The 25101-nt window shown below is 48.8% G+C and carries 23 protein-coding genes and 4 tRNA genes; 16 read left to right on the forward strand and 11 right to left on the reverse strand.

Annotation, left to right across the window (positions count from 1 at the left end; genetic code table 11):
• Nucleotides 1-165: 165 nt before the first annotated feature.
• Entirely contained in the window at nt 166-981 is an 816-nt protein-coding gene (gene pssA, locus HR45_RS09720; protein WP_037442439.1) for a CDP-diacylglycerol--serine O-phosphatidyltransferase, read from the reverse strand.
• A 93-nt stretch (nt 982-1074) separates the two neighbouring features.
• On the opposite strand from pssA, the gene HR45_RS09725 reads away from it, so the two are divergent.
• Nucleotides 1075-1512 (forward strand): DUF4124 domain-containing protein, encoded by a 438-nt coding sequence (locus HR45_RS09725; RefSeq protein WP_037442440.1) that lies wholly within the window; start codon nt 1075-1077, stop codon nt 1510-1512.
• A 59-nt stretch (nt 1513-1571) separates the two neighbouring features.
• On the opposite strand, the gene clpB is transcribed toward HR45_RS09725, so the two are convergent.
• From clpB to rluD, 3 genes are all read right to left on the reverse strand, one after another.
• Nucleotides 1572-4145, reverse strand: coding sequence for an ATP-dependent chaperone ClpB (clpB, locus tag HR45_RS09730; protein ID WP_037442441.1), 2574 nt, complete (start codon nt 4143-4145; stop codon nt 1572-1574).
• A 143-nt stretch (nt 4146-4288) separates the two neighbouring features.
• On the reverse strand, nt 4289-5017 hold the full coding sequence (gene pgeF, locus HR45_RS09735) for a peptidoglycan editing factor PgeF (RefSeq protein ID WP_052074657.1): 729 nt from the start codon (nt 5015-5017) through the stop codon (nt 4289-4291).
• The gene (gene rluD, locus HR45_RS09740; protein ID WP_037442442.1) at nt 5014-5991 is read right to left on the reverse strand and encodes a 23S rRNA pseudouridine(1911/1915/1917) synthase RluD; all 978 of its coding nucleotides are present in this window, start codon (nt 5989-5991) and stop codon (nt 5014-5016) included. Before rluD ends, pgeF begins: the two co-directional genes overlap by 4 nt.
• 125 nt (nt 5992-6116) lie before the next feature.
• Between rluD and HR45_RS09745 the strand changes: the two genes are divergently transcribed.
• From HR45_RS09745 to HR45_RS09765, 5 genes are all read left to right on the forward strand, one after another.
• On the forward strand, nt 6117-6881 hold the full coding sequence (locus HR45_RS09745; protein WP_037442444.1) for an outer membrane protein assembly factor BamD: 765 nt from the start codon (nt 6117-6119) through the stop codon (nt 6879-6881).
• Between the two features lie 250 nt (nt 6882-7131).
• Nucleotides 7132-7207: transfer RNA gene (locus HR45_RS09750), tRNA-Phe, on the forward strand.
• Nucleotides 7208-7256: 49 nt separating this feature from the next.
• Nucleotides 7257-7343 (forward strand) — tRNA-Leu (locus HR45_RS09755).
• A 35-nt stretch (nt 7344-7378) separates the two neighbouring features.
• Nucleotides 7379-7465 (forward strand) — tRNA-Leu (locus HR45_RS09760).
• 35 nt (nt 7466-7500) lie between these two features.
• A tRNA-Leu gene (locus tag HR45_RS09765) sits at nt 7501-7587 on the forward strand.
• A gap of 74 nt (nt 7588-7661) precedes the next feature.
• On the opposite strand, the gene HR45_RS19710 is transcribed toward HR45_RS09765, so the two are convergent.
• A complete protein-coding gene (locus HR45_RS19710; protein ID WP_037442445.1) occupies nt 7662-9524 on the reverse strand; it encodes a methyl-accepting chemotaxis protein in 1863 nt (620 codons plus the stop codon).
• 230 nt (nt 9525-9754) lie between these two features.
• Between HR45_RS19710 and HR45_RS09775 the strand changes: the two genes are divergently transcribed.
• The 3 genes from HR45_RS09775 to HR45_RS09785 are packed head-to-tail and all read left to right on the forward strand — an operon-like array spanning nt 9755 to nt 11747.
• The gene (locus tag HR45_RS09775; RefSeq protein WP_052074658.1) at nt 9755-10297 is read left to right on the forward strand and encodes an RNA polymerase sigma factor; all 543 of its coding nucleotides are present in this window, start codon (nt 9755-9757) and stop codon (nt 10295-10297) included.
• Entirely contained in the window at nt 10294-10812 is a 519-nt protein-coding gene (locus HR45_RS09780; protein WP_037442448.1) for a hypothetical protein, read from the forward strand. Before HR45_RS09775 ends, HR45_RS09780 begins: the two co-directional genes overlap by 4 nt.
• Nucleotides 10809-11747: a DUF4097 family beta strand repeat-containing protein gene (locus tag HR45_RS09785; protein ID WP_037442450.1), complete on the forward strand. Its 939-nt coding sequence runs from the start codon at nt 10809-10811 to the stop codon at nt 11745-11747. The genes HR45_RS09780 and HR45_RS09785 overlap by 4 nt, the downstream gene beginning before the upstream one ends.
• 14 nt (nt 11748-11761) lie before the next feature.
• On the opposite strand, the gene rsuA is transcribed toward HR45_RS09785, so the two are convergent.
• Nucleotides 11762-12463 carry a 16S rRNA pseudouridine(516) synthase RsuA gene (gene rsuA / locus HR45_RS09790; protein WP_037442452.1) on the reverse strand — a complete coding sequence of 234 codons (702 nt, stop codon included), beginning with the start codon at nt 12461-12463 and terminating at the stop codon, nt 11762-11764.
• Nucleotides 12464-12694: 231 nt separating this feature from the next.
• Between rsuA and HR45_RS09795 the strand changes: the two genes are divergently transcribed.
• The 5 genes from HR45_RS09795 to HR45_RS09815 all read left to right on the forward strand — a co-directional run bounded on the left by HR45_RS09795 (nt 12695) and on the right by HR45_RS09815 (nt 18210).
• The gene (locus HR45_RS09795; protein WP_037442454.1) at nt 12695-14788 is read left to right on the forward strand and encodes a M13 family metallopeptidase; all 2094 of its coding nucleotides are present in this window, start codon (nt 12695-12697) and stop codon (nt 14786-14788) included.
• Nucleotides 14789-14921: 133 nt separating this feature from the next.
• Nucleotides 14922-15326, forward strand: coding sequence for an SMI1/KNR4 family protein (locus HR45_RS09800; protein WP_037442456.1), 405 nt, complete (start codon nt 14922-14924; stop codon nt 15324-15326).
• A gap of 18 nt (nt 15327-15344) precedes the next feature.
• Complete coding sequence (locus HR45_RS09805; RefSeq protein ID WP_037442457.1) at nt 15345-15842, forward strand: DUF4447 family protein; 498 nt, start codon at nt 15345-15347, stop codon at nt 15840-15842.
• 51 nt (nt 15843-15893) lie between these two features.
• Entirely contained in the window at nt 15894-16358 is a 465-nt protein-coding gene (locus HR45_RS09810; RefSeq protein WP_037442459.1) for a YehS family protein, read from the forward strand.
• Between the two features lie 163 nt (nt 16359-16521).
• The gene (locus tag HR45_RS09815) at nt 16522-18210 is read left to right on the forward strand and encodes an NAD-dependent malic enzyme (protein WP_037442461.1); all 1689 of its coding nucleotides are present in this window, start codon (nt 16522-16524) and stop codon (nt 18208-18210) included.
• Between the two features lie 64 nt (nt 18211-18274).
• Here the strand turns inward: HR45_RS09815 and HR45_RS09820 are convergent, their stop codons facing one another.
• Entirely contained in the window at nt 18275-18718 is a 444-nt protein-coding gene (locus HR45_RS09820; protein WP_037442463.1) for a DUF3069 domain-containing protein, read from the reverse strand.
• 134 nt (nt 18719-18852) lie between these two features.
• On the opposite strand from HR45_RS09820, the gene queG reads away from it, so the two are divergent.
• Nucleotides 18853-20028, forward strand: coding sequence for a tRNA epoxyqueuosine(34) reductase QueG (gene queG, locus HR45_RS09825; protein WP_037442781.1), 1176 nt, complete (start codon nt 18853-18855; stop codon nt 20026-20028).
• Between the two features lie 5 nt (nt 20029-20033).
• On the opposite strand, the gene HR45_RS09830 is transcribed toward queG, so the two are convergent.
• Together HR45_RS09830 and metE are read right to left on the reverse strand one after the other, a co-directional pair.
• Nucleotides 20034-20246 (reverse strand): dodecin, encoded by a 213-nt coding sequence (locus tag HR45_RS09830; RefSeq protein ID WP_037442465.1) that lies wholly within the window; start codon nt 20244-20246, stop codon nt 20034-20036.
• Between the two features lie 67 nt (nt 20247-20313).
• Nucleotides 20314-22581: a 5-methyltetrahydropteroyltriglutamate--homocysteine S-methyltransferase gene (gene metE / locus HR45_RS09835; RefSeq protein WP_037442467.1), complete on the reverse strand. Its 2268-nt coding sequence runs from the start codon at nt 22579-22581 to the stop codon at nt 20314-20316.
• A gap of 141 nt (nt 22582-22722) precedes the next feature.
• Here metE and HR45_RS09840 point away from each other — a divergent pair, with 141 nt between their 5' ends.
• Nucleotides 22723-23631, forward strand: a complete 909-nt coding sequence (locus HR45_RS09840) for a LysR family transcriptional regulator (RefSeq protein ID WP_037442782.1) — start codon at nt 22723-22725, stop codon at nt 23629-23631.
• A 6-nt stretch (nt 23632-23637) separates the two neighbouring features.
• On the opposite strand, the gene HR45_RS09845 is transcribed toward HR45_RS09840, so the two are convergent.
• Nucleotides 23638-24363: an HDOD domain-containing protein gene (locus HR45_RS09845; protein ID WP_037442470.1), complete on the reverse strand. Its 726-nt coding sequence runs from the start codon at nt 24361-24363 to the stop codon at nt 23638-23640.
• A 109-nt stretch (nt 24364-24472) separates the two neighbouring features.
• Nucleotides 24473-25072: a GDSL-type esterase/lipase family protein gene (locus tag HR45_RS09850; RefSeq protein WP_037442472.1), complete on the reverse strand. Its 600-nt coding sequence runs from the start codon at nt 25070-25072 to the stop codon at nt 24473-24475.
• Nucleotides 25073-25101 lie beyond the last annotated feature (29 nt).

The raw sequence follows: 25101 nt of genomic DNA on the forward strand, positions 1-25101 counted from the left end.
AGTGGGTGCGCATTATAGGGACATCAGAAAAGTGCGCAAGCGGAAATATTAAAAATATCTTTCAACAGCGTAATAAATGCACGATTAAACATTTTGATTACACATTGAAAACTAAAGGCAAGCACAAAGGTCTTTACACAATAACAAAACCACCTATCAATTAACTTAATGCTTCTCTTGTTGCTGGGATTCCGGCATAGATTCAGCAGTCGGTATAATAGTATCGACATCCTCATCACCAATAACATCCGAGACTTTTAGCTTTTCTACACTTCTGAGTGTCGTAAAAGGACCTGAGCACGCATATAGATAGAAGAGGCAACAGAGGATTAATGCAGGGTCTACTGAAATCACCACAAATACAGCAACCACCAATAACATGACTAAGAAGTTAACTTTGCCGCGCCAATCGATCTCTTTAAATGAGGCATAACGGAAATTGCTGACCATGAGTAACCCCGTTGCCGCCGTTATCAGCCCAAATAACCAAGACACAGAAGTCGCTTCAACCCCATAGTCCTGTCCAACCCAAACAGAGCCTGCAATAATTGCGGCCGCTGCCGGACTAGCTAGTCCCTGAAAATAACGCTTATCAGCAATACCCACTTGTGTATTAAAGCGTGCCAGACGTAACGCAGCGCCTGCACAATAGATAAAGCAAGCTAGCCAACCTATTTTACCTAATTCAGATAATCCCCAATTGTAGGCAATCAATGCTGGCGCCATACCAAAGGACACCATATCCGCCATCGAATCATATTCAGCACCGAAGGCACTTTGAGTATTGGTCAGGCGTGCCATTCGTCCATCGAGGCCATCGAATATCATCGCGACAAAGATAGCGATGGCTGAAGCCTCAAAGCGATCATTCATCGACGCAATAACGGCATAAAATCCGGAAAATAGTCCTGCAGTTGTAAGCAGGTTTGGTAACAGATAAATCCCTTTGTTTTTTACTGTTGGCATAGAAGAATTTTGCATACACTTATCCAAGACATGTTATAACGATGCATAGTGGCCAAAGATAGCACAGTAAATACTCATCTGTGCATAACCGACGGACGGATTTGAACAATGTTAAGGAACAGTTTGTTAGTCGTCATGCTAGCAATGCTAGCGCTGCCAATCGCCAACGCCACCACTATCTATAAGTGGGTTGATAAAAATGGGGTTGCTCATTTTAGTCAGGACCCACCAGCCGAAGGCGAACAAGTTCAGCAACTCGATGCAGCCAGCATGGAACCGAAGAAAATAGGCACGGTTGCTCCAGAGAGAAGCGAACCTGCTGCAGCACCTGAGACTGCTACGAGTAAAGCCACTGTGCAAAATGCTGAGCAGGCAAAGTCTATTTGTGAACAAGCCACCTTTCAGTTAAATGTGCTCAACACTCACACGCGCTTACAACGTACTGATCCCGCCACAGGTGAAACTGTACAGATGACAGAAGAAGAGCGACAACAGCAAATCGCCACACAACAAGAGCGAATTAAATTGTTCTGTGGCAAATCTTAAGCATTTGTTGGCTATCCCAAACAAAAAGGAGCGCAACGCGCTCCTTTTTAGCATTTTCCCTATTGACGGAAAGTCAGCTCACCTTCTCGAAAATCAACATGGATGGTTTTGCCTGGCAACAACTTACCTTGCAGTAAGCTTTGCGCTAATGGGTTTTCCACCTCTTGCTGCAAGGCGCGTTTCAACGGCCGCGCACCATAGACAGGATCAAACCCGGCTTTGGCAATAAAGTCCAAAGCAGCATCGCTGATGTCCAATTGATACTCTTTTTCAGCCAAACGTTGGCGCAAAGTTTCAATCTGAATCGCCGCAATACTCTTGATATGTTCAGCTTCCAACGGATGGAACACTACGGTTTCATCAATACGGTTCAAGAACTCAGGACGAAAGTGCATCTGCACCACGTTCAGTACTTGCTGCTTCATCTCATCATAAGATGCGGTAGCAAAGTGTTCCTGAATCACATCGGAACCTAAGTTAGATGTCATGATCACCACCGCATTGCGGAAGTCCACTGTGCGGCCTTGTCCATCAGTCAGTCGACCATCATCCAAAACTTGCAGCAAGATATTGAACACATCAGGGTGCGCCTTTTCTACTTCATCGAGCAGAATCACTGAATATGGACGACGGCGAACAGCCTCGGTCAGATAACCACCTTCTTCGTAGCCGACATATCCCGGAGGCGCGCCAACCAAACGCGACACAGAGTGTTTCTCCATGAATTCCGACATATCGATACGTACCATTGCGCCTTCGGTATCGAACAGGAATTTCGCTAGCGATTTACACAGCTCGGTTTTCCCGACCCCGGTAGGCCCTAAGAATAGAAACGAACCAATTGGGCGGTTAGGATCGGCTAAGCCCGCGCGGCTACGACGAATCGCATTCGCCACCGCATCAACCGCTTCACTTTGGCCAATCACTCGCTCATGCAGCGCATCTTCCATATGCAGCAGCTTTTCGCGCTCACCTTCCAGCATTTTTGACACAGGAATGCCGGTAGCTTTCGATAGCACTTCCGCAATCTCAACATCAGTAACCTTGTTACGGAGTAACTGCATATCCTGCATTTCTGCTTGTGCCGCCAGATCCAGCTGTTTTTCCAACTCTGGAATACGGCCATATTGCAACTCAGACATACGGGTTAAGTCACTGGCACGACGAGCCACTTCCAAATCCATACGCGCTTGTTCGAGGTCAGCCTTAATATGCTGAGTTCCCGCTAACGCGGCTTTCTCGGTAAACCACACTTCGTTCAGTTCTGCCGCTTTACGTTCAACATCATCCAACTCGGTACGCAGATGGTCGAGGCGTTTACGGCTGGCTTCATCGTTCTCTTTTACCAACGCTTGCTCTTCCAACTTCAATTGGATGGCTCGGCGCTCTAATTTATCTAGCGGCTCAGGTTTAGAGTCGATCTGTAGACGAATGCTTGAGGCTGCCTCATCGATCAGATCGATAGCTTTATCCGGCAGCTTACGGTCGGAGATATAACGGTGCGACATGGTCGCTGCTGCCACAATCGCCGGATCGGTGATCTCTACGTGGTGATGCAGCTCATAGCGTTCCTTCAAACCACGTAAAATGGCGATGGTGTCTTCCACGCTAGGTTCATCCACCAGCACTTTTTGGAAACGACGCTCCAATGCAGCATCTTTTTCCACATACTGACGATATTCATCTAATGTGGTCGCGCCAACGCAGTGCAGTTCACCACGCGCCAACGCCGGTTTGAGCATGTTGCCGGCATCCATCGAGCCTTCAGATTTGCCCGCCCCCACCATAGTATGCAGTTCATCAATGAACAGGATGACTTGGCCTTCTTCCTGCGACAATTCATTAAGCACTGCTTTCAAGCGCTCTTCGAATTCACCGCGATATTTTGCCCCGGCCACTAACGATCCCATATCCAGCGATAATACGCGTTTGTTTTTGATACCTTCGGGAACCTCGCCATTAACAATACGTTGCGCTAAACCTTCAACGATGGCGGTTTTACCGACACCAGGCTCACCAATCAACACCGGGTTATTTTTGCTGCGGCGTTGTAACACCTGAATGGTACGGCGAATTTCGTCGTCACGGCCAATAACCGGATCCAGCTTGCCTTGTTCGGCGCGTTCGGTGAGATCGACAGTATATTTTTTCAGAGCTTGGCGCTGATCTTCGGCATTGGGATCATCCACTTTCTGACCGCCACGGATCTGCTCGATGGTTTTTTCCATCAGCTCTTTGGTGGCACCAGCTTGTTTCAAGCATTTTGCCAGCACATCACCGCCTTCTAATGCGGCGAGTACAAAGAGCTCGCTAGAAATGAATTTATCGCTACGCTTTTGCGCTAGCTTGTCACACAGATTTAGCAAACGGATCAAAGCCTGTGACAGTTGCACGTCACCGCCAGTACCTTCAATCTGTGGCAGACGTTCCAGCTCTTGGGTCAATAACGAACGCAAGGTACTGACCTGAATCCCCGCCTGCGTCAGCAAAGGGTGGATCGAGCCAGAATCTTGGTTTAACAAAGCCATCATCAGATGGACAGGTTCTATAAACTGATGATCGCGTCCTAGCGCCAGAGACTGTGCATCTGAGATAGCAATTTGGAATTTGTTGGTCATACGATCGAGTCGCATATCCCCTCCTAACAATCTCAAAATAGAGGAATAACTTCGTTGTTTTAAATGTGGGGGTAATTGGGGCTAATTCAAGCCTGAGGAGAAAGAATTTTGCTTGTTCGCTGAACAATTTTGCTGACGAAACCGCTGCGACTTACGCTTTAATCACGCCAGATAAGCGACGCCATGCGGCCAGTAACCGATTCTCTGCGATATGAAAAATAACGCGTATCAAGCGTGTAAGTACAATCACCCAATGAATAGATGTGGACAACACCTGCCGCTTCAAGGCGCAACTGCGCAAGCTTGGCTAAATCAGCAAGATATTTCCCCGCGGAATTGGCCATGGTTGAGGGCTGAAAACACAATGCAGCATTAGGGGTATTAGCTAAAAAAGCCGCCCGCACCTCTGACCCGACTTCAAAAGCTTTTGGACCAATCGCAGGACCAAGATAAGCATACAACTCGCTACCTTGGGCAAATTTTGCCACGCCCGCTTCCAAAATCCCATTGCAGAGCCCGCGCCAGCCTGCATGCAATGCTGCGATTTGCTGCCCGCTCGCATCACATAAAAGTACCGGTAGACAATCTGCGGTCATCACGGCCAATACGGTTTGCGCTTGTTGGCTAAAGGCTCCATCAGCACGCCGATTGGCATCAGAGTCGACATCAACGACATCGACACCATGCACCTGTGTTAGCCACTGCGGCATCGCAGGCAATGCAAACTGCTCTTGCAGTAGCTCTCGGTTGCGAGTCACTGCGATTGGATCATCCTCAACATGGTCGCCTAGATTAAGGCTATCATATGGCGCCTTACTGACGCCGCCATGGCGATCAGTAAAGGCAATATGGACACCTGATGGGATAAACCAGTCAGCGGGGATCAATAGAGCATATCCTCTGGGTGTTCTTCCGTATCTTTACGTAATGCTTTGGTCAGTGCCACCATGTCATCAGGAATTGGCGCTTGCCAGCTCATCACTTCCAAATCGATGGGATGGACTAACTCCAGACGAATCGCATGCAAAGCTTGGCGCTTAAAGCCTTTCAGCACTTCAATAAATTCTGGGCTGGCCGACTTTGGCGGTTTTGGACGACCGCCATAAACTGGATCGCCCACCAACACATGGCCGATATGCGCCATATGCACACGAATTTGGTGAGTACGGCCAGTTTCAAGGCGCAAGCGCAGGCGCGTATGCGCACGGAATTTTTCCGCTACACGATAATGCGTTACCGACGGACGACCACTATGATGCACTGCCATGTGCGTGCGCTTGGTTGGATGGCGGCCAATGGGTTCATCCACAGTGCCACCAGCCGTCATGGTGCCCATGACTATCGCTTCATACTCACGAGTGATGTCACGCGCTTGCAGTGCAGCAACCAGATGGGTTTGTGCCTCAACGGTTTTCGCCACCACCATCAAACCTGTGGTGTCTTTGTCGAGACGATGCACAATACCAGCACGCGGGACATGCTCGATATTGGGACAATGATGCAGCAAAGCATTCATCAAAGTGCCATCATGATTACCGGCGCCGGGATGTACCACCAACCCAGCTTGTTTGTTAATCACCAAAATATGGTCATCTTCATAAACAATATCGAGGTCGATGGCTTGCGCTTCGGCGACTGTTTCTTCTTCAATCTGCGCATTAATTTCAATAATCTGTGCTTCGAGCACTTTTTCTCGAGGACGAGTGACAACCTCGCCATCAATGCTTACATTACCAGCCAGAATCCACTCTTTGAGGCGTGTTCTGGAATAATCAGCAAACAATTCGGCCACAGCCTGATCTAATCTCTGGCCTGTTTGGGTTGCTGATATCTCGCTTTTTAGATTAATCTCTTGCGTCATAGGAACCGTCCCCAAATATTGGGGTCATAGAACTGTGTTAATTCAGTTAAACACGGGAATTGACCATTTTATCGCGAAATGGTGAATTTCTTAACAACAACTTTCAAAAAGACACCAATAGAAGTATGCATATATTTGTCAAAGGCGCTGCCATCGCCTTTTTTTCATTGGCCCTAGCAGCATGTAGTAGCAATCCAGATGACGGTTTTACCGGCAAAGAGACAGTTGATGTGCTCTACAGCCAAGCGCAAACGGCTATGACCAATGGCAACTTTGCTAAAGCAGCAAAAACATTGGAGCAGATGGACTCTCGCTTCCCGTTTGGTGCCTATAAAGATCAGGTTCAACTGGATCTGATTTATGCATACTACAAGCAGGACAGCACTGCTGACGCGCTGGCTAACATTGATAAGTTTTTAAAACTTAACCCGACCCATCCCAACAGTGACTACGTGATTTATATGCGCGGTCTGGTGAACATGCAGGCCGATAACTATTTCCTGCACAATATGTTGAACATCGACCGTACTGACCGTGATCCTCAGTATGCGCAGGATGCCTTCAAAGATTTCAACCGCTTATTACGTAGTTACCCGAATAGCAAATATGCAGCCGATGCACAGCAACGCATGCAGTATTTGAAAGACCGTCTCGCAAGTTACGCGATTCGTGTGGCGGAATACTACATCAAGATTGATGCATGGAGCGCAGCAGCCGTTCGCGCACAAACCGTACTCGAAACCTATAGCGACACGCCTTACGTTGAACGTGGACTGGAAATTATGGCGCAAGCCTACCAAGAACTCGGACAGACCAAGATGCGTCAACACGTATTAGAAGTAATGAAGGCCAACTTCCCTGCCAATGAATTAGTGGCAAATAACGGCTAATAGTTAAACCCAGACTAAAGCCCCTATAACAGGGGCTTTTTTATTGGGATTGTCGCTTAAATCTTTGCGCTAGACGACAAAACCCACGTCTTTGAATCCGCCGGAAAGGCGCATAAATGGGCGCTTTTACGCCATCGAAGCACAGTGCGAATTCTTTTCGAATAAAACTTGCTCAAACGCTCGATGTTTTGAAATATTTCTTAGAAAAGAGTTGACTCAAAACCACAAAAGCCTTTTAATGCACGCCGTCGCCCGAATAGCTCAGTTGGTAGAGCAGCGGATTGAAAATCCGCGTGTCCCTGGTTCGATTCCGGGTTCGGGCACCACCTTTATTTTAAAGGTGTCGGGAAACCGAAAAATATAGTTAAGTACAGTGCAGGTGTGGTGGAATTGGTAGACACGCCAGCTTCAGGTGCTGGTGCCCTCACGGGCGTGGAAGTTCAAGTCTTCTCACCTGTACCAACTATATAAAATCGATTATCCTGAGACTCTGTTGTGCAGGTGTGGTGGAATTGGTAGACACGCCAGCTTCAGGTGCTGGTGCCCTCACGGGCGTGGAAGTTCAAGTCTTCTCACCTGTACCAACTATATAAAATCGATTATCCTGAGACTCTGTTGTGCAGGTGTGGTGGAATTGGTAGACACGCCAGCTTCAGGTGCTGGTGCCCTCACGGGCGTGGAAGTTCAAGTCTTCTCACCTGTACCAACTAAAGACCTCGTTTTTACGAGGTTTTTTTGTATCTAAATTTCGTCATTGGCATCCCTGCCGAACTATCCTCATCAAATACGAAACTGGCTAACCGCGTGATGCAGCCCATCCGCTAGATGCCGCACCTCTTCAGAAGCCGTAGAGTTGTCATTAGCCGCTTGAGCCGACGAGTCAGCGATATCGCGGATTGCCACCACATTGCGGTTAATCTCAGCGGCAACGGTACTTTGCTCTTCTACCGCTGCGGCAATTTGCGTGTTCATATCCATGATTTCGGTAATATCTCCAGTAATTTCATGTAATAACTGCCCCGCCTGCGCTGATTGTTCGGCACTGGTGGTGCCCTGCTGCTGACTTTGGCGCATGATGGTTACAATGCTGCCAGTACGGTTTTGCAGTGTATGAATGATGCCCGCAATCTCTTCAGTCGATTCCTGAGTCCGCATCGCAAGGTTACGCACTTCATCCGCGACCACGGCAAAGCCGCGGCCTAAGTCACCAGCCCGCGCCGCTTCAATCGCCGCATTCAATGCCAGCAAGTTAGTTTGTTCCGCAATACCGCGGATCACTTCCAACACACTGCCAATGGTTTGGCTGTCATGCTCTAATTCCGCCACGACTTTGGCCGATTCATTTAACTGTGCGGCTAACACTTGGATCTGCTCAATACTTTGTTCTACGCCTTGCTGACCAAGCAACGCATTTTGATGACTTTGTGAGGCGCGAGCGGCGGCTTTTTCAGTATTTCGTGCAATCTCTTCAACAGTAGAGCCCATTTCGGTAATGGCGGTCGCCACCATGTCGGTTTCGTTCAGTTGCTGCATCACCCCAGAAGAGGTTTGGCGCGCATTTTTGGAGAGTTGGTCGCATGCAGTACGCATAGTCGCGACCGAATCCAGTACTTGTCGAATGACGTCCTGAAAACTGCTCACCATATTATTAAAGTGAGCCCCAATTTGTCCGAGTTCATCTTCGCGACGGATTTCACAGCGAAGCGATAAGTTCTTACTTTGCTCCACATCGGCAATCGCTTTACTGATGCTATCCACTGGCTTCACAATGCTGCGGATAATGAGAATGGTGCCCCAAAGCAACATCACGGTGATTAACCCGAACAAGATAATGCCCCACATAAAGGTGGCTTGCTGCTCTGCCGCAATACGGGCATTAGCCTGTAACATAAGTTGTTGGGTTGAATCTTCCGTGGCCGTAATGGCATCCCGCAACAGCGCCATTTTGCCTTGGGTTTCATCAAGCCCTAAGGTTTTTTCGCCATTAACCAAAGCCATAAAGGAGGATTTATACTGGGCTATCAACTGGCGAATATTGGCTTTAACATCCTCGTCCAATCCGCTCATTTTTAACTGCTGTAAGAATTTATCGTAGTTACCAGAGAAGGTGTCGACATACTTCATATCGCGCCGCAGCATAAAGTCTTTCTCGTTACGCCTCAGCTGTAACATACGCACCAATAAAGCATTACTTTCGTGTTTGTCTAACAGACTTTCGACCTGATGCACGGCATCACGCAGCCCACCGTAGAGGCCTGTTTTTGGCGTAAGCCCAATCTGTTGTTGCAAAGTCACCACGTCGGAAAACAGTTGTGCATAACGGCTGAGATCACCGTTTAATTTATCCGCTTCGGCAGTGGGAATATCGTAATGCCGAAACAAAGTAGTCAGTTCCTGCATTAACGGGGACAATTGCTGAAACGTGGCTTGATGCTTCTCGACATACTGCATGTCTAGACGGGCAAAGAAGTCTTTTTCGTGTTTGCGTAGCGTCAATACCTGATTATCAAGTTGCTGCACTAACGCAGATGCGCGTGATAGTTCAGACTCAGTCGACGATGAATACTGCTTGAGAATAAACATCGCCACCAGAGCACCCACCGACACCACAGCGCTCAGAACCAATTTATGTCGAATCAGCATAGCTTAATTCCCTGTATAGGTAGAATTTCTGCTGGAGATCAAAACATAGTTCAACGGCGAGATTTCCGCTAAATGTCCGACTATTTTTAACTGAGGGATGCTAACGCGTTAATTCGGGCACAGTCCCCCGCTAACGCGGTATTGAAAAAATTTTTCTACTGTTTTTAAACCATTTAGGTTACTGCCATTATCTAATCTGCAAATTACAACAAACGTTGACAAGGAATCGTGTGACTGCAAGTGCTGCGTTAACCAATAATGATGACGAACAACGACTGGTCCAGCGAGCACGCCGTGGCGATACACAGGCGTTTGAGCAGTTATACAAGCAGCATCATCAGCGCGTTTATGCCTTGTGTTTTCGTATTGCCGGGCAAGTGCCGCTGGCAGAAGAAATGACGCAAGACTGCTTTATCCGCGCCTGGGAAAAACTCGAGCAGTTTCGTGGCGACAGTAAATTCAGCACCTGGCTACACAGCCTAAGTGTGAACCAAGCGCTTACCACACTAAAAAAACAACGGAGTTTCTGGGCCCGTTTTTTACCCGAAAGTTCAGGCGCTGAATCTACGGCCCCAACAACAGAACTGCTCGACAGCATGTTGTTAGACAAACATGTATTGCAACTGCCGGAACGCGCCCGCATTGTCTTTGTTCTGTTTGCCATCGAAGGATACAGCCACGAAGAGATTGCCCAACTGATGCGCACCAGCGCCGGTACCAGTAAAGCGCAATATCACAGAGCCAGAGCATTACTTAAGGAGATGTTGTCATGAGTAAGCCAACACTCGACGAACTAATAGAGCAAACGCCTACCGAACTAAGCCCCGAAAGGGATTTGTGGCCCGACATTGCCACCAAGCTTGAGCAATCAGCAGCATCAAAACCGGCATTAAACGTTTCCTGGAGAGGATTATCTATTGCCTGTTCATTGTTGCTTGCGGCATTGCTGGGTTACCAGTTTTCGCAGCACCGCGTCGACAATGACCCGCAAATGCTGGCAATGCTCGCGACCTTAAAGCAACAGCATCAACAACAGATAGCGCTGTTAGAACAAAGCGGACACTTCGGTCAATGGCAAAAAGCGAGTTTAACCGCGCCACTTAGCCAAGGTGTCAGTCAATTACAAGAAGCCTCTGACAAGATCTATCACGCCTTAGAACAAAATCCGCGTGACCAACAATTATGGCAATTGTGGTTATGGACCCAACAGCGTCAGATTGAATTGCTGACGCAAGGCCAACAACTGCCAACGCAAATGAATTCTGTACAACAAGGACTGCAAATATGAAATTAGCCACTGTATTACTGCTGGTATCAGGGTTGCTAAGCCCTGCTCTATTCGCTGCTCAGCAAGTGGATCAACAAGCACAGCTTAGTGCTGGCGCTAAAGTCGATATTCGCGTGCAACGGGGCAATGTTGAGGTCAACAGTTGGGACAAAGACGAAATTGCCGTTAAAGGCTCTTTGGACGCACGCAGTGAAGGGCTTATCTTTCAGCAAAAGGGCAATAATTTTGTCGTAGAAGATAAGCTACCGCACCGGCTCTCAGGTTCAGATGATAATGGCTCAGCCTTGCAAATTTTTGTGCCTAAGCAGATCAACTTAAAAATCAAAGGGATTTCGGCTAACTATCAACTGCAGCAGCTTGAAGGCAATATTGACACCGCCAGCATTAGTGGCAACATCAAACTTAATACCTTAAAGGGTGATATTAACGTGCGCAGTGTTTCAGGCGATATCAACACCAAAGATGTCGCAGGCAAGCTGATGCTCGAGAGCGTGTCAGGCAATATTCACGACCAAAACAGCAGTGGTTCCGCCCGTTACCGTGTCGTCAGCGGTGATTTAACCTCATCCAGCAGTGCCACCGACTTGTACGCCGACGTGGTATCAGGTAGTGCTGAAATACAACTCAGCCAACTGGACTCATTGGAACTGCACGCCGTCAGCGGCAATATTAAGGTGACCTTGGCGAATATCAGCAACAAGGCCCAATTAGACAGCGTCAGTGGTGATATTGATTTGATTTTCAGCACCATGCCCGATGTTGAATTCAGCATCAATGGTGGTCCAGGTGGCGATATTCACAATAAACTCAGCGATGATAAACCTGTGAAAGCTAAGTACACTGGTGCCGAAAATCTCAAGTTTCAATTGGGTTCAGGCAAAGCAGATTTCTACATCACCACCATCAGTGGCGGCATTACCCTCAAACGCCAGTAAGCAGGTGTAATCTCTTATGCGGATTGATCGACGCTGGCAATTTCGGCGTCGGTCAAATAGCGCCATTCACCGGGAGCTAATGCCTCATCCAATTCAATCTCGCCAATGGCCTCTCGATGCAAATCCGTTACTTTATTTCCCAGCGCAGCAAACATACGTTTCACTTGGTGATATTTGCCCTCGGTAATCGTCAGTACGACTTCGGTAGCGCTCACACGTTCCAGTGTTGCGGGACGCGTCAGCTCTTTTTCACCATTAAGTGCCACACCTTCAGTAAACAGTTGTTCCGCCTCATCGCACAAAGGATCAGCCAGCCAGACACGATAACGTTTGCCGCATTCACGTTTTGGCGAGGTCACTTTATGGGACCACTGTCCGTCATCGGTAATCAGTAAAAGTCCGGTGGTGTCAGCATCTAAGCGGCCGGCAAAATGTAACCGTTCAATGTGCGGTTCATCCAGCAGATTCAGCACACTCGGATAGACTTCATCGACATTGGAGCAGAGGGTCTCAAGCGGTTTATGCAGCATGATGTAGCGCATTCCCACTAAGCTCAGCAACTCACCTTCCAGCGTCACCTGCATCTCAGGATGCAGCTTAAAACCAGCGTCCTTTACGAGGATGCCATCGACAGCAATATCGCCCTGCTTTAATGCACGTTTGGCCAGATTACGGGTTAAGCCAGTCGCCTCACATATAAATTTATCCAGTCGCACGTTCACTACTCATTACAGGCCAAATTATGGTGGCGCATTATCCGCGAAAGCACGCCTAAGAACAAACGCGATAACATTCGATGACAATTTCGCAGCAGGCAATACTTGAGACAAAATGTAATAACAATTTAACATTAGCCAACTGCAAAGCGACAGCCACAGGCTGATAATCAAGATCGCGAAGGCTTTTTGCAGACAATTCAATATTCGCAAAGCCATAAAGGACTAAAAATGAATAAGTTACTGATTGGCGGCCTGTGTGCCACCATGATTGCAGGATTAAGCGCCTGTAATGACGAAGCTAAAGTGAACACGGCAGCGGCTGCAGCGCCAGCACAACAAACCCAAGCGGCGACTGCCGTAAAAGCAGCGCTGACATCAGGCATCGACTTTGCCAATTTTGATAAAAGCGTTCGTCCACAAGATGATTTCTACGACTACGTAAACGGTGGCTGGATTAAGAAAACTGAAATTCCGGCTGACCGTACCTCTGTAGGCGCCTTCTACGATCTGCGTGAAAAATCCAAAAGTGATATCAAAGCCATTATCGAAGATGTGGCCGCCAAAACAGATCTTAAAGCTGGCACTGATGAACAGAAAGTCGCGGATCTGTATCGCTCTTATATGGACACGGCAACCCTGGATAAATTAGGCATCACGCCGCTCAAGCCAGAGTTAGCCAAAATTGATGCGATTAAATCTACCGATGAACTGGTTGCCTATTTTGGTGAAAGCCAAATCATCGGTGGCGGTACGCCGCTAGCGTTCTTCATCGACATCGACTCTAAAGATTCCAGCCGTTACGCCACTCACCTGTGGCAATACGGTCTGTCATTGCCAGAGCGCGATTACTACTTCAACGACGCTGAACGCTTTGTCAAAATCCGTGAGCAGTTTGTACAGCATATGATCAACATGTTCAAACTGGCTGGTTGGGACAAACCGCGCAAGAGTGCTGAAGCGATCATGAAGCTGGAAACGGCGATTGCGAAAGCGCATTGGGATGTTGTGGCAAGTCGTGACAGCACCAAAACCTACAACAAGTACGCACTGGCAGATCTGCAAACACTGGCACCAGAAATCAACTGGAACAGCTACCTCCAAGCGCTGGGTGCTGATAAGCAACCAGACATTATTGTCAGTCAACCAAGCTTTATTACCGACTTAGGTAAGTTGATCAAAGACACAGATATCGCCACTTGGAAAACCTATCTGCGTTGGCACCTGCTGACCAACTTTGCCGGTGATCTCGGCAGTGATTTTGATAAAGAAAACTTTGACTTCTTTGCCCGCAAATTAAATGGTCAGGAAGAGCCTGAGCCACGTTGGAAGCGCGGCGTTAGTAAGGTTAACAATCTGCTAGGTGAAGTCGTCGGGAAAGTGTACGTAAAACGTCATTTCACTCCAGAAGCTAAAGCCCGCATGGAACAACTGGTAGAAAACCTGCGCCAAGCTTATGCAGACAGCATTGATGAGCTGGACTGGATGACGCCAGAAACCAAAGCGGCCGCTAAAGCCAAACTGGCCAAATTTAATCCGAAGATCGGCTATCCAAACAAGTGGGAAGACTACAGCAAGTTGACCATTGCTGCCGATGATCTGGTTGGCAACGAAATGCGTGCTGGTCAGGTAGAGCATCAAAAATCGTTGGATAAACTGGGTGGTCCAATCGACCGCGATGAGTGGCATATGACGCCACAAACCGTAAATGCGTACTACAACCCAACCATGAACGAAATCGTATTCCCTGCAGCAATTCTGCAACCGCCATTCTTTAACATGGCGGCAGATAGCGCCGTCAACTACGGTGGTATTGGTGCAGTGATCGGCCACGAAATGGGTCATGGTTTTGACGACCAAGGTGCCAAATATGATGGCGATGGCAATATGCGTGACTGGTGGACTAAGGCTGACTTAGATGCATTCCACGCAAAAACCGAAGCCTTGGTAGCACAGTACAACGGTTTCTTCGTTTACCCGGATCTGCACGTCAATGGTGAGCTGACACTGGGTGAAAACATCGGTGACTTGTCAGGTGTGACTATCGCTTATAAGGCGTATAAAAAGTCACTTAATGGTAAAGAAGCACCTGAGATTGAAGGCCTTACTGGCGACCAACGTTTCTTTATGGGCTTTGCGCAAATTTGGCGTGGTAAGTTCAAAGAGGAAGCGGTACGTAACCGTGTTGCGACCGACCCGCATTCACCAGCGAAATTCCGCGCGTTAGGGTCTCTGGAAAATATGCCACAGTTCTACACCACCTTTGATGTAAAACCGGGTGATGGCATGTACATTGAGCCTGCGAAACGGGTGAAAATCTGGTAATTGGTTTATCGATGTAAAAAGGCGCTGCAAAGCGCCTTTTTCGTTTCTATTATCACTGTGTTCGCACAAAACTTGTGCCTTTTTGCCAAGCCGTTATACTCTCGCACCTTAACTGCCATTTGAGGGCAATGCCATGCATGAAGTGATAGAACAGCTGCAGCAAGAAAGCGAAACTGTACCCGTGCCGCTGGAGCTTCCGAGCTTTGATCAGATTGTCGAAGCTGAAGAGCAGATTTTGCTGCCGATTCCGGCAGAAGTGAAAGAATACTTGATGTATGCCAGTGATGTGATTGTCGGTTCACTGGAACCGGTCACCGTCGCAGACCCTTATTCGCACACCTATCTGCCAGAAGTCACCGCCTACGCATGGTCCATTGGAGTGCCGCGTCATTTGATGCCGATCTGTCAGATTGGAGATGACTTTTACTGCGTCAATGAAGAAGGCATCGTCTACTTTTGGCAAGACGGATTTCTTGATGAAGACAACGCCTATGAATCATTCTGGCAGTGGGTCGAAGAAGTCTGGCTGCAAAGCTAACCAATAAAGGTAATTGTTATGGCGAAATACGCCCTTAATCCGCTTGAGTTTCAATGCTTACGTTTATCGCTGGGTTTGGATGAAACCAAAGCTGCCGAAGTACTCAAATGCAGCGTTGAAGAGTTACAACAGTGGGAACTTGGCCAACAGCCGATTCCTGAACTCGCCGAGAAAAAACTGCTGGAGATTGATGACACCATTGAGATGCAAGTACTCAATACCTGTGACTCAATTGAAGCCATGTTTAAAAAAGAACCAAAACGTCGTTTGGCATTTGTCGTGTATCCAACTCAAGCACTCTATACGCAATACAACCCTGAATTTATCAGCTTGCTACCCGTGACAGAGTTGTACAACACCGCCGCTTGGCGCATTAAAAAAGAGTGTAAACTGGTGTTGGAAGTTGAGATCGGTTTAGTACCGCTCGACGTCGACAGTTATAAAGCATTTCGTGAACAAGCCGGACTTGGCGAAAGTCGTGAAAGTCGCGCCAAATGGGCTGCTAGCCAATTGTAAGTTTTACGCTGCGAAGGCTATGCAATCGCGGCTCAGTCAAAAGATAACAGCATGACCAATAATGATATTCTGCGCCGTTTGCGCTTCGCCCTTAATATTCACGACAGCAAGATGATCCGCATGTTTGCGCGGGTTCATCGCGAAATGGAGCCAGAGCTGTTACTGGCGCTAATGAAAAAAGAGGACGAAGAAGATTACCGCCCTTGTGATAACCGTACCCTATGCCAGTTTCTCGATGCGCTGATCATCGAAAAACGCGGCATGAAGCCGGGCGCGGGTGTACCGCAGCCAACGAACGAGCTGAACAACAACATCATCCTCAAAAAAATCCGCATTGCATTGCAGTATAAAGAGGAAGATTTTATCGAAATGCTGGCACTGGCCAATTTCCGTTTAAGTAAGTCAGAGCTGTCTGCATTGTTCCGCAATCCGGACCAGAAAAATTACCGCTATTGCGGCGATCAGGTAATGCGTAACTTCCTCAAAGGACTGTCGATAAAACTGCGCGGTAAATAGCCGCGCTCGAGGCCTAACCTAGCGAACCTATCAAGTGACCGTTTTTCAAACGAAATAAAGTCACTAAAGCCTCAAAAACCAAACAAAGGTCACATTTCGTGCTAATCTATGCGCATTCAGATCACGAATCTCCACCTGTCATAAATCTAATAAAAGGTTCGCTATGGACGACAACAAACGCCCGCTCTATATGCCATTTGCGGGTCCAGCACTTCTCGAAGCACCCTTGATCAACAAAGGCAGCGCCTTTACCGAAGAAGAACGTACTTCGTTCAACCTCGAAGGCCTGCTGCCATACTACATTGAGACCATTGAAGAACAGGCGTCACGCGCCTATGACCAGTTCCGCAGTTTCAATAACGCTTTAGATAAACACATTTATCTGCGTAACATTCAAGACACCAACGAAACCTTGTTCTATCGTCTGGTACAAAACCATATTTCTGAGATGATGCCGATTATTTACACGCCAACTGTGGGGCTGGCGTGTGAGCGTTTCTCAAAAAACTGGCGTCGTAACCGTGGACTGTTTATCTCTTACCCGGCGAAAGAACGTATTGACGATATTCTCAATAACTCGACCCGCCATAAGGTGAAAGTGATTGTGATTACCGACGGTGAACGCATTCTAGGGTTGGGTGACCAAGGTATCGGCGGCATGGGGATCCCGATTGGTAAACTGTCGCTATATACCAGCTGTGGCGGTATTAGCCCGGCTTATACGCTACCGATCACCTTAGACGTCGGCACAGATAATCCGCACTTGCTGGAAGATCCTATGTACATGGGCTGGCGCCATAAGCGTATGGGCGGCGAAGAATATGCTGAATTTGTTGATTCAGTATTGGAAGCCATTCATCGTCGCTGGCCTGATGCCTTGATCCAGTTTGAAGACTTCGCGCAAAAGAACGCCATGCCACTGTTGCAACGCTACAAAGATAAGTACTGTTGCTTTAACGACGATATTCAAGGCACTGCTGCCGTGACTGTCGGTTCGTTGCTGGCGGCCTGTAAAGCGGCCAATACTCAACTGAGCGAACAACGTATCGCCTTCCTCGGTGCGGGTAGCGCCGGTTGTGGTATCGCCGAAGCGATTATCGCGCAGATGGTGTCAGAAGGCATCAGCGACGAACAAGCGCGTCGCCAAGTATTCATGGTGGATCGCTGGGGTCTGTTGCAAGACAACATGCCTAACCTGCACAACTTCCAAAGCGCCTTGGCGCAGAAGCGTGAATATATCGAGAATTGGAGCAATTTCTGCGACAACATCTCACTGCTGGATGTCGTCAACAATGCTAAGCCGACCATTCTGATTGGGGTTTCTGGCGCGCCAGGTCTCTTCAGTGAGGAAATCATCAAAGCGATGCATAGCCATTGTGCTCGCCCGATTGTATTCCCATTGTCGAACCCGACCAGCCGCGTAGAAGCAACGCCAAAAGACATTCTCTATTGGACCGATGCACAAGCATTAGTGGCAACCGGCAGCCCATTCGAGCCAGTCGTTGTCGATGGTAAAACCTATGAAATTGCCCAGTGCAACAACAGCTATATCTTCCCCGGTATCGGCTTAGGTGTACTGGCAACGGGCGCCAGCCGAGTTTCAGATGAGATGCTGATGGCATCGAGCCGCGCCTTAGCTGAATGCTCACCACTGGCACAGAACGGCGAAGGTTCTCTGCTACCGCGTCTGGAAGACATTCATGCGGTAAGTAAATATATTGCCTTTGAAGTCGGTAAAGTTGCGATTGAACAGGGTTATGCCCTGCCAAAAACGGACGAACTGCTCAAACAGGCGATTGAAGATAACTTCTGGAGACCAGAATATCGTCGTTACCGCCGTACCTCGTTCTAAACCTAAGGTTGCAAGCAAAAACGGATGCCAAGGCATCCGTTTTTATTTTGGCACAATCACCAAATTAAGCTGTTAGGCCAATAACTTCGCGCATGCTATTGAGCAAACGACGATCGGTGCGGGCTTTCTTCAGCTTCCGAATACTTTCACGCAGCGCATCCTTGGCAATACGGGCGTAGATACCATCGGTATCTTGCTGGGAGATCTCTTGCTCACTATCCGCTTGTTTTTCAGCAAGCTGTTGCCCCACCATACTCAATTGCAACCAAGCGGCAGCAATAAAGAAGCCATGAAAATGTGCTTTTGACATCAGCTTGGTCGCACTGGCTGGCAGCCCCAGCCACGCTTCTTCAAAAGTGGCAGTTCTGTCTGCTAGCAGCTCGTCAAACAAGCTATCATAAGCTTCACGCAAGCCTTGCGGCAGTTTGTCCATCGGTAAAACCGTGGCACAGATGTTGACCGCCGCGGCGTAAGCCTGCTCGCGATATTCAGTGGTTTGTTCGCTCATATGCACTCCCAATAAAAATCGGCGGCAAGTATAGCATTGCGTCGGTGCCAATAGCAGCGATTCACTGCCGTCAGCCGAGTGAATTTGCTATCATGGCGCCAGCTTCGATTTCACCTAACCTGACAGCCGATTGCATGACCAATACGCCATCACCGTTTGATGCCAGCCTTCTCAATCAGCTTGCCCGCGACATAAAACAGTGGGGGCAAGAGCTTGGCTTTGCCAAAGTGGGCATCTGCGATATTGACTTGGCGGCAGAAGAGCCGATATTACAGCAATGGTTGGATAAGGGCTATCACGGTGAAATGGGCTATATGGCAAGCCACGGTATGATGCGTGCGCGCCCGGCAGAGCTGCATCCCGGCACGGTGAGAGTCATTTCCGTACGCATGGATTACCTGCCACCTCAGGCGCGGTTTGCCACCAATCTGAAAGACCCCAAAATGGCATATATTTCAAGATATGCTGGCGGGCGTGATTATCACAAGCTGCTAAGAAATCGCCTAAAGCAGCTGGGAGAAAGAATCAACCAAGCGCTAGCAGCATTCTCTCTGCCGGACAGTGGCTATCGCCCATTTGTCGATTCGGCACCGATTTTGGAGCGGCCGTTAGCGGAAAAGGCTGGCATTGGCTGGACAGGCAAACATTCGCTAATCCTCGCTGAAGAGGCTGGCAGCTGGTTTTTCCTCGGTGAGTTGCTGATTAATCTGCCGTTGCCTGTCGATGTTGCGGTGACCGAGCAGTGCGGCAACTGCGTGGCCTGTATCACCTCCTGCCCGACTGGCGCCATTGTCGAGCCCTATGTGGTCGATGCTCGACGCTGTATCTCCTATCTCACCATTGAACTGCAAGGGGCGATTCCAGAGGAATTACGGCCACTGCTCGGTAACCGTATCTATGGTTGCGACGATTGCCAACTGGTATGCCCGGTCAATCGCGCAGCACCATTAACCGCCGAGCAAGACTTCCATATTCGGCCGCAACTACAACAGATGTCACTGTTAACTTTATTTGCTTGGAACGAAGCCACCTTTCTGAAACAAACTGAAGGCAGTGCAATTCGCCGTATCGGCCATGAACGTTGGCAACGTAATATTGCGGTAGCGTTGGGAAATGCCCCATTTGATGACCAGATAGTCGCCGCGCTTACCACTGCCAAAGTCAGTGCCAGTGCCAGCACACTCGTGCTAGAACATATTGAGTGGGCACTGCAGCAACAATTGCACAAGCAGCAGACGCAAAGTCATGACAACCGCAAACAGCAGCGTCTGCTACGGATTATTGAGAAAGGTTTACCCCGCGACGCCTAACGCGCCTAAGACTCATTGTCTAAGGTAAAGCCGACTTTGATGGTCACCTGCCAATGGGCAACCACGCCCGCCTCAATATGACCACGGTTTTCGACCACCTCAAACCAACGCAGATGGTGTAACGACTGGCTGGCGGCAGCGATGGCATTTCTGATGGCATCATCAGAGCTGATGGGCGAAGAACCGGTTAGCTCAATTATCTTATAGACATGGCTCATATATGACTCCTCAAATGACAGCGACACTCACAGTATAGTCAGTGTCGCTGTGCTTAGGAGTGAGCGGCTAACCTAAGCGACGGCGCAGTTCGCGCGCAGCATTCACCATGTTTTTCAGCGCCGGCTCAACTTCATGCCACTGACGGGTTTTCAAGCCGCAATCGGGGTTCACCCACAGCTGTCGCAGCGGAATACGTTCGGCCGCTTTTTCCATCAAGGCGACCATTTCCGCCTCAGTCGGAATGTTCGGGGAATGGATGTCGTATACACCCGGACCAATTTCATTCGGGTAGTCAAAAGCTTCAAACACATCCAGTAACGCCATATGCGAGCGACTGGTTTCAATAGTAATCACATCCGCATCCATGGCCGCAATCGCTTCAATCGTATCGTTGAATTCGCTGTAGCACATATGAGTATGAATTTGTGTGTCATCATCGGCCACACTCGCACTGAGGCGAAATGCCGCTACTGCCCAATCAAGATAATGCTGCCATTCGCTGCGTTTTAACGGTAAACCTTCGCGGAAAGCGGGCTCATCAATCTGGATAATACCAATGCCAACCCGTTGCAGATCTGCCACTTCATCGCGGATCGCCAGCGCCAACTGCTGCGCAACGGTTTCGCGGGAAATATCTTCGCGACAGAAAGACCAGTGCAAAATGGTCACAGGACCGGTCAACATACCTTTCACCGGCTTTTCAGTTAAACTTTGAGCATAGCTGGCCCACTCAAGTGTCATCGGTTGTGGGCGACTGACATCCGCATAAATGAGCGGCGGTTTTACGCAGCGCGAGCCATAACTTTGCACCCATCCGAATTGAGTAAAGCCAACGCCACTGAGCTGCTCACCAAAGTACTCCACCATATCAGTACGCTCCGCTTCACCATGTACCAGAACATCAATTCCGAGCTTTAACTGGCGCTCAATGGTGTCTTTAGTCACCAACTCAAGTTGCGTTTGGTAATCGTCGGCAGATACTTCGCCCTTGCGCCAGCGACTGCGCAAATGTCTTACCGCTTGAGTCTGAGGAAAAGAGCCGATGGTCGTCGTTGGTAACAGCGGCAACTGGTATTTGCGTTGCTGCGCTTGTTGCCGCACGGCAAATGCGTGTTGGCGCTGATAATCAGCTTCGCTGAGCTGTGCCAAACGCTGTGCAACCACGACATCACGCGCCTGTTGTCTCTCAGCTCTTACTCGCTGACAACGCTGACAGACAAGTTGCGACGCTGCCGCTAACGGTGCAATCAGCAACTGCTGCAGCTCATTCAGTTCCCGCAATTTCTGCTTGGCAAACGCCAGCAAGGCTTTCAGTGATGGCGTGAGTTGCTGCTCAGAGTCGAGATCCACTGGCGTATGCAATAAAGAGCAACTCGGTGCCAGCCATAAACGCTCTCCCAACAGCTCGGCATATGGCGATAGCGTCTCGGCTAACAAATCCAACTCTGCCGCCCATACATTGCGCCCGTTGATAACGCCAGCGGATAGCACTTGCCCGGGTGCCAACGTGTCGGCAAACAATGCCAACTGATGGCTATCTGCCACCAAATCCAGATGGATCCCGGCGACCGATAACTGGCTGATGAGCGCATGATGATGCGCCACACTGCCATAGTAACTGGCAAGTAGCAGCTTCAGATTAACTTGCGACAAAACCTGATAACTCTGACGAATAGCCAGCTGCCAAGCGTCATCCAACTCTAATGCCAGCACTGGTTCGTCGAGCTGTACCCACTCAATACCAAGCGCTTTAAAACGTTCAAGCAGTTGCTGATAAGCCGCTAACAAATCGGGCAACAACTGTAATTTATCAAACTTAGTACCTACCGTTTTTGCTAGGTGCAGATAGCTGACCGGACCAAGAATAACGGGTTTTACCTGATAGCCTAAGGCGAGTGCTTCTGCCGCTTCATCCAGCAGTTGCGGCCAACTCAAGCTAAATTGCTGTTGCTCATTCAGTTCAGGCACTATGTAGTGATAGTTAGTATTAAAGAACTTCGTCATCTCAGCTGCTGCCGCTGGCGTGCCGCTTGGCGCACGACCACGAGCCACTCGAAACAAGGTATCAAGATCGATATCGCCTGCTTGATGACGCTCTGGAATCACCCCAAACGTTGCACTAAGCGTCAGCACTTGATCGTAGTAAGCAAAATCCCCCACGGGCAGGAGTTCAACCCCGGCTTCGGCTTGCCACTGCCAATGAGTGCGACGTAACTCTTCTGCAATTGCCAACAACTGAGGTTGCGTTATCTCTTCGCGCCAATATTTTTCTAAGGCGAACTTCAATTCACGCTCGCAACCAATGCGGGGAAATCCGAGGCTGTTTAATTTCATGAGCAAATCCTTTATCGGTAATGGGATGATCGCCAAAACTGTTTTAGGCGTCTGGACGTCTAGAAGTTTATTATGATAGGCTGCACCCATTCAAACGAATTGCTTTCATCAACAACATGAGCAGGATTCAACCCCATGGCAATGATTGAACTGCGCCACCTGAGAACGGTGCTGGCACTCAAACAAACAGGAAGTTTGGCGGCTGCCGCCAGTAAGTGCTTTGTCACGCAATCGGCGCTGTCACACCAATTGAAAGAGCTGGAATCTCGCATTGAAGCCAAGGTGTTTGTGCGCAAAAGCAAGCCGCTTGCCTTTACCGAAGAAGGATTAAAACTGGTCGATTTGGCGGAAGATATTCTGCCTAAAGTCAGCGCGACCGAACAGCAGCTAAAAGCGGCGAGCAACGACGAACATGCACCATTGCGTATCGGTATCGACTGTCATAGCTGTTATCGTTGGTTGATGCCGGTGATGGCACAGTTCAAACAGCAATTTCCGGATGAACGGCTTGACCTGCTTAGTCGCTATTCGTTTGATGCACTCGATGCGCTTGAGCAAGGGGAGTTAGATCTGGTGCTGACCTCAGATCCCATCGCAAATCATTCACTGCACTTTGAACATTTGTCCGAATTTGAGGTGAAATTGGTGGTAGGCAAAGATACTGCATTAGCCAAGTGCGATTATGTCACACCAACACAGTTGGCAGGCGAAGCTATCATCAGTTATCCAGTACCGCTGTCACGCTTAGATTTAGTGCAGTATTTTCTGGCGCCAGCAGGCGTAGCACCCGGGCCACAAAAAACCTGCGATCTTACCAATATGCTGCTGCAGCGCATCGCCTGTGGTGAAGGCGTCGCCAGTCTGCCAAATTGGTCTTTGACTGAAGCGCAAGGCTTGAGCTTAACCACAGTAAGATTGGGAGAAAACGGCCTGTTCCGGCCGCTGTATGCCGCCATAAGACACGATACTCAAGCGAAGCACAACCCGCTGATAAGCCGGGTCATGCAGCTGATAGCGAACGCGACCCGCACCGAAGCCGTCGCGGTTTAGCCTGAGTTACAGCGGATTTAGCAGTAGACCACGCATTGACAGAATGCGGCGTAACACTAACCCAGGTGAGTTAGCATCGCGGGTTTGTCTGAGGTTATGAGCAATCATAAATTCATGCTTTAGCTCATCATCTAGGCCCAAAGATTCAAATGCCTCTAGCGTGAGCGTTTGCTGCTGAGTATCAATCAAACTTTTGATGATGCTCAGCGGAAAACATTGCTCGGCTTCGGCGTTCATATAGGCAAATGCGGTTAATGCAATAATCTGCCCAAACACACTGAATAGTGCCAGCGTTTGTACTTCATCCGGATCGATACTGACCCCCTGCATCTGATGCAGGCTGTCTACTGCTTCGGTGGCAATGCTTTCCGTTAGACGCCAATAGCCCTGCACTAACTTGCGATATGGCTGTGGCAATTCATCTAAACGCTCCTTCAAATAGAAGGTAAAAGCATAACGATAGATATTCACTTGGCCGAGGCGGATCAAGGCATCTTTTAAGGTGCGATTAGCCGTTTTTACAGACGGTGCCGATGCGCAATTGCAACGCCACAACAAATGAGCGGCTAAGGCGGGATCGGTAGAGACGATATCAATTACATTACGGATATCACCATCGGCGATGATGGCTTTTTTCAGCGGTACTAAGGTTGCTCGGCGACCAATCACCTGTTCTTCGTTGGAAATTATCGCGCGTACCTGAGTCAACACCTGCTGTTCAAGATCTGTCATGGCAATCTTAACCTGCTGTATTTGTCCGTATTAATGCTTGTTCAGTATGGCAGGAATTTACCCATAAAACGCCCCTGAGGGTCAAGTTGATTCGCGCATTCTCGATAACTCACATCGAAAAGGCGCCTTCCTGCTGCAATTTTGCAAAAATTTGTTGTGCTAACTGTTGATATCCGGCGGCATTGAGATGCACAGCATCAGATTTCAGCGCTGAATTACTGAGCAAATCTGGAATGGTGTCATCCATTAGTGGCACGTTAAATTCATCAGCCAGCGCCTTATAAATAGGCGATGCCGACAACAACAAACTCTTTTCAGGTACAGATAATAGCACCACACTGACGCCACGACCTTGAGCCGCCGCAATCATCGACGCTAAATTTTGCTGCAGTTGCTGCTTTGAGTGATTACGCAGAATATCGTTACCACCTTCGAGCAGAAGCAGTAAATCAGGTTGAGTTTCATCAAGCACATCAGGCAGGCGTAGCACGCCCTCGCTACTGGTCTCGCCAGAAACTCCTGCATTGATCACTTGGCAACCACACAGATGTGCCAGTTGCGTTGGATAATCATCGCCTGCACCAGCGCCGACACCAGCAGTAAGACTGTCACCAAAAGCCAACACTGTGGCCTGACTATCCAGAGGCGGCAATGAGGGTTTTGAGCAACCGCTGACACATAACAGCAGTAACAGCACTATCCTTCGCATGGAATTCTACTCCGGTTAACAAGCGGTTA

This window comes from Shewanella mangrovi, assembly GCF_000753795.1.
GTDB classification, from domain to species: Bacteria; Pseudomonadota; Gammaproteobacteria; order Enterobacterales; family Shewanellaceae; genus Shewanella; species Shewanella mangrovi.